Source organism: Cognatishimia sp. MH4019 (assembly GCF_020177595.1).
GTDB lineage: Bacteria > Pseudomonadota > Alphaproteobacteria > Rhodobacterales > Rhodobacteraceae > JAHTBL01.
Genome location: NZ_JAHTBL010000017.1, coordinates 1 through 14,695 on the forward strand (window position 1 = coordinate 1; position 14,695 = coordinate 14,695).

Here is a 14,695-nt window from a genome sequence, read left to right on the forward strand (position 1 = left end):
TTCTCGCCGTGGCTCTTACGTGTTCCGGGTTTCTGTCTCATCTCCACTCCTTGGTGGTTACGATGTGCCAGAAACCCTCTCTTATCAAATCAACCTAAACTGTCCCATTGGTGCTGACGTCAGACATCTTGGCCTATTGGGGGATCGCCTTCATATTTTCAGATAATGAAGAATATGCGACGGAGCGGACACCAACGAAGAGAACCTACTCTCTGTAGCAATCCTCTTCGCCTCACGAAAGCCTCCCGGTACATACTCAATGACGGACTTTTGTGTGACTGCGTCATCTTTACTGCCGTTAGGTAACCATTGATAATATCCGTTTAAGAGCAACGATCCGTCTACGAATGAAACGGGGCCAAAGAGTTTGAAATATCCAAGTGTTTTATTCGGTTCGTAGACGAACGGTGCAAGAAAAAAACCGGGTTGTTTCAGGAGCGTACCAGTAAACTCGACCCCATACCTTTGACTCTTTGAAGGCGCACTAGGCGATGGGCTCCCTAGCTTGTGCTGCCTCCAGCAGCGACTTGGTCCATCGCTATAGACATAAATCAAATCGTTGCGCAATTCTCCAGGGCGAACTGCCGATTCAACGTATGACCTGAAGAACCCGTTTGGAATTTCCTCCTCTGAGACAGCCCATGCGTGGTCGTTACTTGGACTAGTGCAAAAGTTCATCAAACCCTTCTCGACAGGTTTACGCGAGTTCTTCAAGCCCCTCCGAACAGGGTCATGGAACGGCTCCGCACCTAAAGGATAGAACAATATATTAGCATCTTGGCCGAAAACTTCACAGATGCGGTAAAGCGTGTTTATCTTCGGCGATGACTTTCCGATTAGTAGCCGCTCTAGTTGGGATCTACTTAGTCCGATAGTCGATGCAAGAGCCCTCTTGGATATGCGTCCGGTCATAAGCGTCTTCAAATTCGCCGCAAACACATTGCGCAAAGGAATCTCCGCAGATGGACCGAGAGTATCTTGGTCAATGTGTTTCATTTTGCAGCTCTCCCGTGCAGCAGCGATTCCAATGTGGTTAGTCTCGCAGATCGATCACTCTGGATCGCGAACCTCGACCTTGATCTGCTCGTCTTCTCGGGCATCGACTATGATGGATGACGTAAAAAAATGCTGCCAAACTTCCAAAAATAGAGCCAATATCAGAGCATTGCACACGCAGACCTCGCATGTGCGACCGGTCCCAGTAACGGCACATGATGTATCGTGTCCGAAGATCTGTAAGAAAACTCGGACACACAGATGCATGTAGGCTCGCTGGATGTAAATTGTGGGAGAACACCATAGTTACTGACGCTCTCCCACACCACTTGCGTCTTCGCCGCTCCCGCTTTGAGTCCTCTGGGGGGAAACAGAATGCCCGTGAGTGGTAAGGAGCTGCCAAAGACGGTGGATCTCTTTGAAGTAACGGTCGTCGCCGAGAGCAGCACTACCCGAATGAAGGTATAACGTCTTGATCTCGCCCTCATCCTCGCTGTGCGCGACGACGACCACTCCCGCGCCGCCCGGAAGTGGAGTAGTAGACACTTCGGTGGGGTGCGGCCGACGCGGAATTCTCACCTTTATTAACTCAGTGTACTATTTCCCTCCTACTTCTCACCCCAACAGAAACTCGGTTAAGAGGGTTAGGCCGTAATGGCAGATCTGACGCGAGCACTGTCGCCTCACTCTTATTGAGAACTGGCCTAACAGTGTCGCCATACGAGGCTTCGTAGTCAGCTATCTCTGGAAAGAACTCGAGCAACTCTCGACGAGCTTCATCGTCCAAGGCAGAGAGCCCAACACGTCCTGGGTAGAAACTTTCTGTCAACACCCCTTCTGAATACAGAATCTCGTGCTGGTCAAAAAACAGATGAAAGTACTGAACTGCAGAAGGATGACAGACTTCGATGCCCTCGGCCGCCGTTAGATGTTGAGCTGCGGCCAGAACTTCCTCTTCTCCAAATAGGAGTTCAACCTTATGACCACGAAAATGAATACGGTGCTGGGGAGATACAAATAGGTCGCGATGCGGCTTACCTTCACCGAGCGCGCCTGGGCGAATGCGTATTGGCCGTAGATTACCCATACCAAACATAAGCTCATAACCACTAAATACCCTCGATCCAATCCACCTTATCTTCTGCAGACCCCTGTCATAGGTGAGAACACGATCTCCGACTTTGAGCTTTTCGACTTCAACCTCCCCGCTCGAAGTAAAAATTCTGGTTCCTTTCGCAAAACATGGAGGCATAAGTTTAATGGCATTGTCATCATCACCATCTTGCTCATCCAAACGCTCTAACGCGCTCTCCGACAACACAACCCTTGCAGGTGGACCGCCCTCCGTAGGAACTTCGATGCCCATCTCCAAGTCGCCATCACCATCGATGTCGCCAAGGAGTTGCACGTTCATAACGCTGCTATCATTTGGAGTTTGGTTGACGAATTTATAGCTCCCACGATTCAGCCCGACAGCGGCATCAAGACTTACCGAACGCACCTCTCCATTCAGAGCCTCTTCAGCACGCTCATAGTCTGAACCGGAGATAAAATAGGCGGTATCGCTTCCGGCCGCGGAAACTCCTGAAGCTCCGATCCCCTCCAATGCGGCAGCGCTATTGCCAGAACTCCCCTCGTCTCCACCTATGCTCTCTGAGGATTCAAGCCTGCGGGCATTCTGACCCAAGCCCAACGTGATCACCTTCACATGGTCACTGTTTTTCCCCTCCAACCTTTCTAGCTCACGCGAAAGCATCAAGCGGGGGGTCATACCAGATTCGCCATCGGACGAAGTGATTAAGAGCTCCAGTACATCGGACTTATCGATACTTGATATAAGGGTTAGATCGTCGCTCGTGCCGTGAGGGCCAGCGGTTTGATATGCGTAATCAGGACTAACCCCGTTGACTGGATCATATAGATCAGCAAGGTCTACAACAGTCCTCGCGTCGGCGAGCTGAAACAAGTCCTCGAACGAAACAACCAGGGCCTCGCTGTCGGCACTGCGGAAAACCAGTATGTTATCTTCAGGACCCTGACCGATAGTATAGACTGCCGGTGAGAACCCGAGATAAACTGAAGGAAAGCCAGTAATTTCAAAAGATCTGCCACCTTCAGAAACGACCGCCTCGATCGAAATCTGCCGCCCCGCATTGCAATCTGTAAGATTCAGCTGACAAATATCCCCGCCGGAGATAAAGAACATTGCGGCGCGGCCAGTCGCGCCCACGAAAGGTCCCGCTGATGTAGTTACAATGTAGTCGCCGCGACCATCGCAATCGACATCACCAACAGCCAACATTTCCAACCCGTAGCGGCTTATAGCCGGCGCTCCTAAAAACGAATAAACACCATTCCTTGGCATCATTTACCCCTTTTTCGAACCGTCGGCCTTAACCGACGACTGCACCCCGAAGTGTCATTATTGAGATGACATCGCTTACCCATAAGAAGTATCGCGCACTTCAGAGGGCCTCGGGGATGATCCAAAATGCAACAAAGAGGCCGCAAAATGGGGCAAGACTACATCTGACAGATGTAGAGGTGGGGTGGGGTGGTGGTAAAATGGTGCCGCAGTGGCTGACATTGCAACCTGGAGTGGTTTGTTGGGCGTTTGCGTCAGAGGAAGAGAGCACGATCATGTGATCCAGTCTTCAGCTTCCAATTCGTAGTGGTCGTCGTCGTCAAACGATTCAAGTTCGCTGACGTGCGTTGACCCTTCGTCGGGCAACAAGGGGAATACGTCCGGTAGATCTGACTTTGTCGAGATGTTGGAAGAATTTGTGTCTTCTGAACGATCGCCGCCAAGCAATCCTTTGAAAATGCGTTCAATGAGGTCAAAAAGCCTCGCGAATATATTGCTGGGACCCGAGTCTTTTTTGTCCGATTGTTCTTTTTCAGGATTTGACGGTTCAGCAGCACCCAGATCATGGGTCTCGCTTGATTGTGGTGGCTCGCTGTCATCGTCAGGCGATATCAGCCTGACGTTATCGGGATCTTCAATGAGTAGCGAGAAGCCATCCCTGAAGTTTACCGTCTCAACGTCTACAACTCTAATGTCTCCGCCTGGACCACTCAGCCATGCACCATCGTCCCCTACTAGCGCTGAGTAGTCGACGAAGTCGCCGTCAACAACAAGCGCATCGTGTCCAGCGCCTCCGTGAATTCCGTCGTCCCCACCCGAAGAATGCAGGATGTCGTCACCGTGTCCTCCGACTAAGAAGTCCATCTTCTCAGTATCAAACATCTCATCATCGCCATCGGTGCCAAACTCTGTTCGGCCTTGAAGGAATGCGGTTTCTGACCGATCCGAAGCATCCCACCAAGCAGAAGAGTTCTGATTTAGCTCAGCTAAGGCATTGGACCGGGGCGATTCGTCATCCAGAGCATCATAGAGCCCCCAGCTGCCAAATTTTGTCGGGGAGTCAACATCTGTGAACTGCATGAAAGGACCATCAGATGCTGCGGACCAAATGTCCCACAAATCACGATATAGTTGAGCCATCTCATCAGATCTGACGAAACCAGCAAGAGCTGACTGCATTGAAGCGATCTCTTCGTCCGAAATGTCTTGTACGGCAAATAAATGGTGTACGTGCTGGCCGCCTTCGTAGGCTATCAAAGATAAATCATGTTGGTCTGCGATAACAGACTGTGCTTCAAGCTCTTCAGCTACGTCTGGCAAGCCATGCCATGGGCCATGCGATCCGAGCATGTCAAAGAGGTATTGATTGATATCGATTTCTGGATCGTCAATTGCGGTAAGAAACTCGCTCCGAACCTGAGGATCAGCGATGACACCTGCTCCAAAGTAGGTTGTTGTCCCGAGGGCATCGAAAACGGAACTTGGATCTACATACTCTTCAGGTTCATGCTCTAGCCAAAGCGGCGCCTCGATAAGTTGCTCGGACACAAACGAATTCGATGCGAAAGTGCCAAGTACGGTCACCAGACGACTATCTGCGTCGTCGGCAAACACGTCCTTCCAAATCGTTGCCATCTCGGTTGCGAGTTTCGACTGATAAGACAAATACGCCGGATTTGACGCACCCCCAGTTTCCCCCCAATCCAACTCCGCTCTCTGGATCAAGGACTGCGTCGCAGGAAATGCTGTGTTCCAAGCTTCGTTCCCAAGTTCGACATGAGCTTTGAGCTCAGGATCAAGATTATCTCCCACATACTCAGCAAAGTTTCTTATGTATTCTTCCGTCGCTTCTTGGGGCATCGTGAACCATGGATCAGCGCCGATTTGATTGGCTAGCAAGACCATGACCTCTACCGGAGGCCCCTGTTCTGTCGCATAAGTCACGTTGTTTAGGTGTGTTCGATCATTCCAGATACCATCAGAGGAGTCATTTACCCTCATCCACTCCATAAAACGCAACTGAGCGCTGTCTTCTATTAAATGAATCCAGTCAGGGTTGAAGACGGCACCTATATCGAGCAATTCTTCGTGTTCTTCACGGAAAACAGCTATGTTTCGTAGATAATCTCCTTCGTTGGAGGGGTCAGTTTCTGTGATGCGTATTTCTAGGTTCGAAGTGCCATCAATTTCAAAGACAATGCGCCCATCTTCTTCACTGTGAATTTGCGCGTTGGGGATTTCAATCGTTCCCTCACCCTCATGTTCGAGAATGTAACGGCCTGCGCGATACTCTGGTGCAAAGTGTTGCTGTTCTTGCCCGCCGTCCCACGCCCAAAATAATGCTACGTGATTGAAATCGTCGGGTATGTCTACTGGCCATCCGTCTTCGTCGGCCTCGAGGACATCGTCAACCTCGTCCGAAGGAACCCAGTTAAATTCAGTGTCCTGCCCAGTCCATGCACGAGATGATTTTACCAAATCTATGAACGGCTGCTGAGTCGCCCAATCAGCGATGCTGGACAAGTTGAATGACACTGTTGGCTGTTCAATACCCTCAAGCGGAAGCTGCATTTCCTCTTACCCAGTCGATACTTACTTGAGCCACTTCCCAACTGTTCGAGTTTTTTAGGCATGGCACCATCAATCTAAACTGAACGCCTTGACTAACGGCACAATGCCTCAAGTTGCGGCCAGGGCCTGGTTTTCATGTTCAGATTTACTTCAGCCATACTGCTCTTGGGGAGTGTTGTCTTTGCTCACTTATCGAATGGACTCATCGCCGGCGGAACGGTTGTAAGTGGGAAAGGGCCTTCGTTCATACTGAAATAAGCTATGAAAACCAACCAAAGTCATTACAGTGACGCTCCCAGCTAACAACCAGTTATAGACACGAACAAGCGGAATGATGTTTGAGAGTTTCGACTGCGTTCGCCGTGGATGAGCACGGAAATGATCTCGCACGCGATTCTCAGATGGTGCCAAGACACCGGAGTTGGCTGGCATTACATCGCACCAGAAAAGCTCATGCAAAACGCTTTTGCTGAAAGCTTCATTGGCCGATTGCGGGATGAATGCTTTTACGAACACATCTTCGGCAATCTCGCCGAAGTATGAAAGATCATCGAAAACTGGAGGATTGATTACAACACGCAACGGCCACACATATAACTTGGCGGGCTGGCACCGGCCGTCTACGCAAATCTCCAATGTTCCCCCAAGCCTGCCTTGCTTGAGCTACGCAAAGGCTCCGCTCAGCAGGTCTTGACCGAAACCATATCAATAGAAAGAAACAGGCACGGATTCGACACCTAAACGGCCCGGCTCAGGGCGCGGGGTCATCTCCACTTATCTCTTTGTTAACTCTCGCCGCACCGATTTCCACAAAGGTCTAGGTGGCTACTCAAGATCGCATGATGTTTACGGTCGGTCCAGCAACTCTATGGCGGCTGAAAGCATTTCGGCACTCTGGCCATAACTATGGCCCGTGCTTAGACTTCACTGGACCTTAGCTAAATCAGAAACTAGTCCTACTGGAAACATCCATCCAAACTCTTACTTCAATGAATTTATGCAGCTTTTCCGAGCTTTACGCCATCTCTGTTGCCTTGAACCAAGCATGATGGCTTGACGCCGAACCTTCTCTGAAAGGCTATACTGAAGCCTTCTTCCGATTGATACCCGACTTTAACTGCGACTTGCTTTAAAGTCAGTCCCGATTGAAGCAGTCGATTTCCTTCTTGAACACGCATCTGTTCAACAAATTTTGCAGGTGTATCTCCAAACCTTGCCTTGAAACGGCGTGCAAATGTTCTTTCAGACATCGCTGCCAACTCGGCCAATGTCGCCACATCAAGTCTCTTATCGAGGTTACGTATTATCCAGTTAACGAGTCCGTCAAATCGGCCTTGTGACGAGATTTGTGCAGACAAAAAGTCGCTAATTTGGACATCTGAAACTTCTCTCACTGTATGAATAGTGAGAAGTTTGGCAACCTCCAGTTTCGTTTCTCGGCCCAAATCAGCCTGAATCATCCCTAAAGCCATGTGAATCCCACAAGCGGCTCCAGCAGATGTCCAAAGACAGCCATCTTGAAAAAAGACTGCATCACTTAGCACGGTCACATCTTTTGAAAACTTGTTGATTTCGCCTGCTGCTAGCCAATGGGTAGTAACCGTTCGATCATCAATGATGCCAGCCATCGCTAGCAACAGAACACCAGAGCATATCGCTCCATACCTTTCCACTCGACGATATGATTGGCCCCACCAGCTTATCATGAAATCGTCATTACATGCTCTCCTAATGTGATCTTCCAGACCGCCAACAACTAAAAGGGTATCAGACTGGTCAGGCCGAACTTGCTCAAGAGGGATAGTCTGTATGGGAACATCACCTTGGGCGGTTACTGAACCTCCCTTTGACGAAGCGATAGAAACCTTATAAAAATTGCGACCAGTAATTTCGTTCGCTGCGGTGAAAACGCTGGTCGGGCCTGCTAGGTCGAGGAGTTCAAACCCCGGAAAAACGCATAGGATAACTCGTTTCTGATATGTTGCTTCATGCATGTTATTCTCCTACTAGGCAGGTGATTTTCTATAACTCAAAGGCATTCCCGACGCGGACGGAATAATCCCGTGACTGCAGCTTTTTCACCGGGCCGAACACGCACGACCACAAAGAAAGATGGTGAGAGGCAATCACCCATGATTTTTTTTCAACCTTAGTGCTTTCACTATGGTTTCATCGAATTTCTTTGCCAACTTGCGCTGCGATTGTATGTCAATATTTGGATTAATCAGAATTATTCCGCTGAAAGCTGAATATTCGAGAAAAGCATATTCTCTCGCACTCTCATGAGTTAAGTTGAAACGTGCTTCATATATCTCAGCAACAACATCCATCCGCGTCGAATCTGCTTCGTCCACCACTCGCGCCACTTCTGGAATGCGTCGTGCTAACTCTCTGATTCCCAACTCTAGACGATAATCTATCGACATAGCAGCGTCCGAAAGAGCTTTATACTGATCGGAGACTGATAAAGATTGGTCGACCTTGCTGACTACGTCGGATGTTTGAACCTCCAACCACTTGTTAGCCAAAGCTAGCAAATACGTTTTATGGCTATCAAAGTGATGGTAGAAAGATCCCCTTGTCAGACCCGAAGCTTTGCATATTGCCTCTAGTTTCAAGGCTTCTGGTCCATCTCTTGAGAGTTCGGCAAGACCAAGTTCAATCCAATCAGTTTCGGTGTACCGACGCTTACGCATCAATCGCTTCCTTTCCTCATTGCGATCTTAACCTCGTCCAAGCGGGTTTGTTCGATAATCAGAGATGTGAGCAACGAAAAATCATCATTCTTACGACAGCTACCGCAGCTCTGAGTTATCGTATAGCATACTTTATAGTATGTTTTGAGGCAACCGAATTCTCTTTTGAGCTCAAGGGTCTCATTGCATAGTCCCCTCTGCGAAAAATTACTACGTAAAATCAGTGCGATAACCTCATGCTAGGAGCAGCTAAAACCCAACAGTTTGAAAGACCGTATATTAGACAGGGACTACTCTTTCCGTGAAGTAGCAGAGATCGCCGTCCAACTGGTTTGATCCTGAGAAGGCGTAGGTTTCTGCAGTTTTCGATGAGCGAAGACGTCAACAGGCATACAGTAATTCAGACTAGGCTGACCCCGAATGTATTAATTGGATCGTTGCTTTTGTGAGCAGGAGGGTTTTCTTAGAGCCCTCTCAAGTGCATTGTGTTGGATGTCCGCCATTATGGTCTTTGGAACCAAAGGCAGCAAGGATTTACAGACAGTCTATCTCACCTGTTTGGTTTCACGGCGCGCAGGCACGACGGTAATCCCCCCCGAAATTTAGGGGTGTGCGGAAGTAGAATTTTCTCGAAGATGGAAGAGGAGATTCTGATGAAGAAATCGAAGTACAGTGACGCGCAGATCATGGCGATCCTGAAGCAGGCAGAGAACGGTGTGCCGGTGTCTGATTTGTGCCGCGAGCATGGGATGAGCAGCGCGAGCTTTTACAAGTGGCGCTCAAAGTATGGCGGTATGGATGCCAGTCTGATGGCGCGGATGAAGGAACTCGATGAAGAGAACAAGCGTCTCAAGAAGATGTATGCCGAGAAAAGCATGCAGAACGATCTGCTGAAGGAAGCCCTTGGAAAAAAGTAGTGAGGCCGTCTCAACGCAAAGAGATGGCCGAATGGGCAGTGCGCTATCGATCCGCCAGCATTGCGTTGGCGTGTCGGGCGTTTTCGATCAGCGAGACCTGCTATCGGTATCAGCCAAAGCTCAGCGATGAGAACGAATTGATCGCCGATTGGCTGGTGACGTTGACGGATCGGAAGAAGGCGTGGGGCTTTGGCCTTTGCTTCCTGCATCTGCGGAACGTGAAAGGGTTCAAATGGAACCACAAGCGCGTTTACCGCATCTATCGCGAGTTGGAGCTAAGCACGCGCATCAAGCCACGCAAACGGCTGCAACGCGAGAAGCCGGAACCACTGGCGGTGCCTGAGGCCCCGAACGAGGTGTGGTCGATGGACTTCATGGCGGACCAGTTGGCCGATGGTCGATCCTTCCGGACGCTGAACGTGCTGGATGACTTCAATCGTGAGGGACTGGCCATTGAGGTTGACTTCTCTCTGCCGTCTGAACGCGTGGTCCGGACATTGAACCAGATCATTGCCTGGCGCGGGACACCGTTGGCCATTCGCGTGAACAACGGCCCTGAATACGTCAGTGCCAGGCTTCAGAACTGGGCTGAGAAGGCGGGGATCGGCCTGATCTATATCCAACCGGGCAAGCCCCAGCAGAACGCCTATGTCGAACGCTACAACCGAACTGTCCGAACGGAATGGCTTGGGCGGTATCACTTCAACAGCATCGAGGAGGTGCAGGAACATGCCACGCGTTGGCTCTGGACATACAACAACGAAAGGCCAAACATGGGCATCGGCGGGATAACCCCGATGCAGAAATTGAAAGCAGCTTAGATTCTACTGACGTGCCCTTCTAAAAATGGGGGGATTACCCCGTCAATTCAAAGCTAAACGGACAAGCGCGCCAAGGAGTAACAGCCAGAAGACAATTCGAAACACCGCCATTGCCCGAGGAAATTCAGCCTTTTTAACTGGATATGGCAGTTGCCCATCAGGTGACTTTCCAGGATTAAAATTGATCTGTACGGTGCGCTCTGGTGTTATGATTTCAAGAACACGATTTTTGACACCGCGTTGGGTCTCGTAAAGTGTCGCGTTTGTGACATCCGCGTGTCGCAATATCCAATCGCCAATTTCGATCCTGTCCGAATAGATCAACATTTCTCGACGGCGCGCAAGCGCCCAAGCAAGCGACGGACGTGGTGGTCCTGAGATGCCAGTTGCCACTTTGACGAACGCAGACCAAACAGGAGCTCCAGTCATGCCGTGATCTTTCTTAGAAACATTCCATAAACTATTAAACCGGCATTCCCGAAGCGGCGTGCCATCAGACGCCCCAATTGCCTGAATCTTTTCTCTGGACAATCGATTTCTGCGCCCCTCGCAGCCATCAACAGCATGTTTTCTATAAGAACTATCGGGGACAGAATAGTAAAATCCTTAGGTTACTTGTGGAATACGGAGGAATAGATCTGACCGCCTCATAGTATGATCTATCTGCTTTTTTTTAACGCGCGATATGGCAGATCTCTGTTCCACATTAGAAATGTGGGTCGGCGCTTAGATTGGCGGAATATTTATGTCTTTTGTCATTTGCCCCGATGTCCCGCCAAGTTATTTGAGCGGCAAGTTCAACGGTCACACTTAAATCAAGGATCGTGGTTTCTGCAAAGTTCTTTTCGTTCATATCTGGTGACACAGAACTACAAAGACCAAAGGAAATGGCTTCCGAGAAAGAACGCAATCAGTGCGAAGAAATGCTGAGATCACAACACAAGTTCTTCGCTCACAGTAACGAGGTCGAAATGGGTCATGATCAATAAAATTCTTTTTGTTCTGAGATTACCACAGGTCATATTTCTCGTTTTGGTCACGTTTGTGGCGCTGCAGTTCGTGCCAGCGTTTCCTTTGCGCAACCTTGACGATCCAAGTCATTGGGGCGTGCTCGGTTTTGTTTGTGTCGCAGCTTTCCTAGCGTTATGCAAATCTTGGGATCTTGAAAGCCCGCCGTTGCGTTGGTTGTTCGCAGCCTTTCTGGTCGCATTACCAACGATTTATGTTGCAAACTGGCTTCGCTGGGGTGGGTCTGAGGCTGCTCTTTGGCTTGAACTTTTTGGACTTGCATTCTGGACAGGGCTAGCTGTCGTTTCGCTCTGGCGGAAACAGGTCATCTGGATCGGAGTGGCTCTGCATGCTGTTTGGGACGCCACTCATTTTGGTCACTCAAGCTACGTCCCTGATTGGTACATCGTGGCGTGCATTGCAGCTGACATCGGACTGGCAGGCTTCTTACTTGCAATCACTTCGACGACGGAAAGTGACGAAAGACAAAGCAAAGATGGAGCAGACAGATAGCCTCCCATTTGCCTAGGTTCTTGAAATAGTTTGAGCAGGTATGCTTCTTCGCAAAAAATACCGGACCGTTTGTAGGGTATTTGTCGGCAATCAGTCGCATTGGAGATAGGAGCATGGCTTTTAGTTCCTGAGCCTTCGAACTATAGCCAGCTCTGCATCGAACCAAGTCGCCCAAAGTACAGATATGTCACTTGAATCTTTCTCCAGTTCTTCAAGCATAACCTCAGTCTTTGGCCCCATTTTGGGGCATTGCAAAGTCGCTGCGGGCTGAGGATGCTTGGGGAGGTGTAGGGCTGGGGCAAGTTGCTTCAAATGTCTTCTCTCAGTTTGCGGGCGAAGTAATCTCGCTTGTCTGCTGAGGAAATACAGCGATTGGATGAGATCAGTACAAGCGGACATGTGATGGTGACAACGATTGTCCGAAGCCTCTTACGTGCTTCGCGCTGCTCCATCGCGGTTGGATTGGGAAAGCTGCGCGCAATAAATGCCAATCGATACATATTTTGCCGATACCAGTTGTTGTCGTCGATCATGATTGGAGAAAGCAAAAGCGCTTCGTCATTTTCAGGCAGGCATTGGGCAGGATTAGCCATAGTCTGTCTAGGTGTAATTGGGACTGAGGCAATGGCTCAGACTGCGGTGTGGCCAATGAGTGGGCGGGACACCCCTCAAGCGGGGCTTGACGGGGTAACCTTCACATACGGACCTCGAATGATACCTGCTCAGGGTGGTGGGTTCCGGTATGATTTCCATGGCGGGTTGGATTTTGAGGCACCGCTCTCATCGCCTATAGGCGCGGTTTTGGCAGGGCAGGTGATTGCTATCAATCCCGATGGATTTAGCTACCAATATAGCCAAGATGGTGGACTTACGCCTGGACCTATACCATCTGGAGCTTCGGTTGCTGCTGGTAATCAGGTTATAGTGCGAAGCTTTGATAATGAAGGTAGACAGCTTTGGCTAGTCTATGATCATCTCGAAGACATCGACGTCCAAGAGGATGATATTCTTGCGCCCGGCGAGCAAATTGGAACGGTTGGCGCAACAGGCACATTTAACGATAGCAACCCACACCTGCACCTTACACTGCTTGTGAACCGCCAATTTCCTCAGAATAGGTGGAGCAACGAAATCTATGCTCAGAACCCACTACAATTGTTTGACCTACCCGTAGCACGAGAGATGTCGTCAAATTTCGTATCTGCAAATATAATGAATCTCAGCCCAACCCCAAGTGATTTCACGCGCGGTGGGGTTGCCGCCGGTGCAGCAATAACGGGTCATTCAGTTCAGTTTACCCAGTCAAATCAATATGATCTAGCGGATAGGTTCGTTATCAGCGGCGGCGGTAGCAGTCGAGAGCTGCGATACTCAGAGATCATCGGTAGTCAAAGCCCATCAGAACGGGATCAACAGTTTCAGCAGGGGTTTGTCCTGGGTGTCTCGAATGTAATCGGAGCAGGGCTAGATCGACGTCGTACGGTGACCTTCATGATCGGAGACTATGATCGAACCGACGAGCCACAGCTTGATGGTGGCACAGCACAAGTTTCTTACGCATCCTTTTTGCCGGATCGAATTGAGGTTTTCGATCTATCGGATACTCAAATCTACGATGGTTTGGGAGCAGCGGATATTCTCGATCAAACAAATAGCTATAGTATGAATTTTGAGCGAACATTGGATCTGAACGGATTTGACCAGACTGCAGGCGGCTTGGCCGGGTCTGGTGTAGTTCGCCTCGGAGAAGCTACTCTCACACTCCAGAACGACGATGACACGTTATTCTCTGGTGTGATCTCTGGAGCTGGCAGCCTTTCGCTTCGAGGGAATGGAACCACAACGCTCTCAGGACAAAATACATTCGTTGGTCAGACACTCATATCGTCTGGCAAACTGAACTTGACCGGATCGTTGAATGGAGACGTTATCGTAAATGGCAATGGGCAGTTAACAGGAGTCGGTGGTCAAATTGAAGGCTCCCTCTTTGCTGAAGAGCGAGCGATCATCCGCCCTGGCACTGTCGATCAGGTTGGTCAATTACGGGTGTCAGGCGATTATCAACACGAAGACACGGCGCGTTATGTGGTAAGTGTCGACTCTGATGGGCGATCTTCCAAGCTTGTCATCGAGGGGACAGCGCGTCTGGAAGGCGGTGCTGTCGAGGTTAACGCAATTGGACCCCTTACTCCTTCTCATTCATTTACGGTTCTGGAAGCCGGTGGTGGTATTGAAGGAACTTTTGATGTCGTTAAAGTTGATTTACCCTTCTTGAAAGCCAGCCTTGACTACTCAGCCGTGAACCAACTGATTTTAGAGCTCGAGCGAATTCGTGGCGGCGCCGATTTTAGCCTAACTGCAAACACAGCAAACCAGTTACAATTTGCAGAGTATTTGACGGATCGTCAGTACGATCCGAGTTTGCGGCCAGTGGTCGACAAAGTCTCAGTTTTATCAAGCGAACGATCTCGCGTCTCTTACAGGACCCTTGGCGGATTCCAATCCTCGTCAGGGTGGGCCGCCTTGGTAGCGCTGAATGCAGATCAACTACAGGACGTGCTACGCACTTTTGCCGAGAAGAGTTATGTCAATAAAGGAGAGGGATCATCATTGAAGAGAAGCTCCCCTTCAACTGACACAGGATCATATGCGTGGCTTGATATGGGCTATGGATCTGTTTCATTGCCAGCGCAGGTTGATAGAGATTTTTTTGGGCTAGACGGATCCCTGCAATCGACTCGGTTTGGAACCAGATTCGGTGAGGTTGGAGACTACGATTTGGGCGTTTTTGGCGCTTATTCCAAGGGT

At 49.7% G+C, this 14,695-nt stretch carries 11 protein-coding genes; 4 read left to right on the forward strand and 7 right to left on the reverse strand.

All coding sequences use genetic code 11. The features are described 5' to 3' along the window. Positions 1 to 150: 150 nt before the first annotated feature. The 3 genes from KUW67_RS18545 to KUW67_RS18085 all read right to left on the reverse strand — a co-directional run bounded on the left by KUW67_RS18545 (position 151) and on the right by KUW67_RS18085 (position 5,932). Entirely contained in the window at positions 151 to 996 is an 846-nt protein-coding gene (locus KUW67_RS18545; RefSeq protein WP_370635042.1) for a helix-turn-helix domain-containing protein, read from the reverse strand. 589 nt (positions 997 to 1,585) lie between these two features. Further along, entirely contained in the window at positions 1,586 to 3,361 is a 1,776-nt protein-coding gene (locus KUW67_RS18080; protein ID WP_224826742.1) for a Hint domain-containing protein, read from the reverse strand. 273 nt (positions 3,362 to 3,634) lie between these two features. Further along, positions 3,635 to 5,932, reverse strand: a complete 2,298-nt coding sequence (locus KUW67_RS18085) for a calcium-binding protein (RefSeq protein ID WP_224826743.1) — start codon at positions 5,930 to 5,932, stop codon at positions 3,635 to 3,637. Between the two features lie 378 nt (positions 5,933 to 6,310). On the opposite strand from KUW67_RS18085, the gene KUW67_RS18090 reads away from it, so the two are divergent. Beyond that, positions 6,311 to 6,475 (forward strand): integrase core domain-containing protein, encoded by a 165-nt coding sequence (locus KUW67_RS18090; RefSeq protein ID WP_370635043.1) that lies wholly within the window; start codon positions 6,311 to 6,313, stop codon positions 6,473 to 6,475. Between the two features lie 452 nt (positions 6,476 to 6,927). On the opposite strand, the gene KUW67_RS18095 is transcribed toward KUW67_RS18090, so the two are convergent. Then, positions 6,928 to 7,926, reverse strand: a complete 999-nt coding sequence (locus KUW67_RS18095; RefSeq protein WP_224826744.1) for a GlxA family transcriptional regulator — start codon at positions 7,924 to 7,926, stop codon at positions 6,928 to 6,930. A gap of 132 nt (positions 7,927 to 8,058) precedes the next feature. After that, positions 8,059 to 8,628 carry a TetR/AcrR family transcriptional regulator gene (locus KUW67_RS18100; protein WP_224826745.1) on the reverse strand — a complete coding sequence of 190 codons (570 nt, stop codon included), beginning with the start codon at positions 8,626 to 8,628 and terminating at the stop codon, positions 8,059 to 8,061. A 653-nt stretch (positions 8,629 to 9,281) separates the two neighbouring features. Between KUW67_RS18100 and KUW67_RS18105 the strand changes: the two genes are divergently transcribed. After that, positions 9,282 to 10,366, forward strand: a protein-coding gene (locus KUW67_RS18105) for an IS3 family transposase (protein ID WP_370635044.1) whose coding sequence is annotated in 2 segments (ribosomal slippage) — positions 9,282 to 9,543 and positions 9,543 to 10,366 — 1,086 coding nt in all. Because the reading frame shifts where the segments join, the coding sequence is not laid out codon by codon here. Between the two features lie 42 nt (positions 10,367 to 10,408). Here KUW67_RS18105 and KUW67_RS18110 read toward each other — a convergent pair. Then, the gene (locus tag KUW67_RS18110) at positions 10,409 to 10,795 is read right to left on the reverse strand and encodes a hypothetical protein (protein WP_224826747.1); all 387 of its coding nucleotides are present in this window, start codon (positions 10,793 to 10,795) and stop codon (positions 10,409 to 10,411) included. A gap of 549 nt (positions 10,796 to 11,344) precedes the next feature. Here KUW67_RS18110 and KUW67_RS18115 point away from each other — a divergent pair. Continuing rightward, on the forward strand, positions 11,345 to 11,887 hold the full coding sequence (locus KUW67_RS18115) for a hypothetical protein (protein ID WP_224826748.1): 543 nt from the start codon (positions 11,345 to 11,347) through the stop codon (positions 11,885 to 11,887). 308 nt (positions 11,888 to 12,195) lie between these two features. On the opposite strand, the gene KUW67_RS18120 is transcribed toward KUW67_RS18115, so the two are convergent. Further along, the gene (locus tag KUW67_RS18120; protein WP_224826749.1) at positions 12,196 to 12,480 is read right to left on the reverse strand and encodes a hypothetical protein; all 285 of its coding nucleotides are present in this window, start codon (positions 12,478 to 12,480) and stop codon (positions 12,196 to 12,198) included. Between the two features lie 118 nt (positions 12,481 to 12,598). On the opposite strand from KUW67_RS18120, the gene KUW67_RS18125 reads away from it, so the two are divergent. Beyond that, positions 12,599 to 14,695 (forward strand): M23 family metallopeptidase (locus KUW67_RS18125; RefSeq protein WP_224826750.1); only part of this gene is annotated, 2,097 nt, incomplete at its 3' end.

Coding starts and splice junctions, on each gene's coding strand:
- KUW67_RS18545 (WP_370635042.1), bottom strand. CDS start 996: ATGAAACACATTGACCAAGATACTCTCGGTCCATCTGCGGAGATTCCT.
- KUW67_RS18080 (WP_224826742.1), bottom strand. CDS start 3,361: ATGCCAAGGAATGGTGTTTATTCGTTTTTAGGAGCGCCGGCTATAAGC.
- KUW67_RS18085 (WP_224826743.1), bottom strand. CDS start 5,932: ATGCAGCTTCCGCTTGAGGGTATTGAACAGCCAACAGTGTCATTCAAC.
- KUW67_RS18090 (WP_370635043.1), top strand. CDS start 6,311: ATGATCTCGCACGCGATTCTCAGATGGTGCCAAGACACCGGAGTTGGC.
- KUW67_RS18095 (WP_224826744.1), bottom strand. CDS start 7,926: ATGCATGAAGCAACATATCAGAAACGAGTTATCCTATGCGTTTTTCCG.
- KUW67_RS18100 (WP_224826745.1), bottom strand. CDS start 8,628: ATGCGTAAGCGTCGGTACACCGAAACTGATTGGATTGAACTTGGTCTT.
- KUW67_RS18110 (WP_224826747.1), bottom strand. CDS start 10,795: ATGACTGGAGCTCCTGTTTGGTCTGCGTTCGTCAAAGTGGCAACTGGC.
- KUW67_RS18115 (WP_224826748.1), top strand. CDS start 11,345: ATGATCAATAAAATTCTTTTTGTTCTGAGATTACCACAGGTCATATTT.
- KUW67_RS18120 (WP_224826749.1), bottom strand. CDS start 12,480: ATGGCTAATCCTGCCCAATGCCTGCCTGAAAATGACGAAGCGCTTTTG.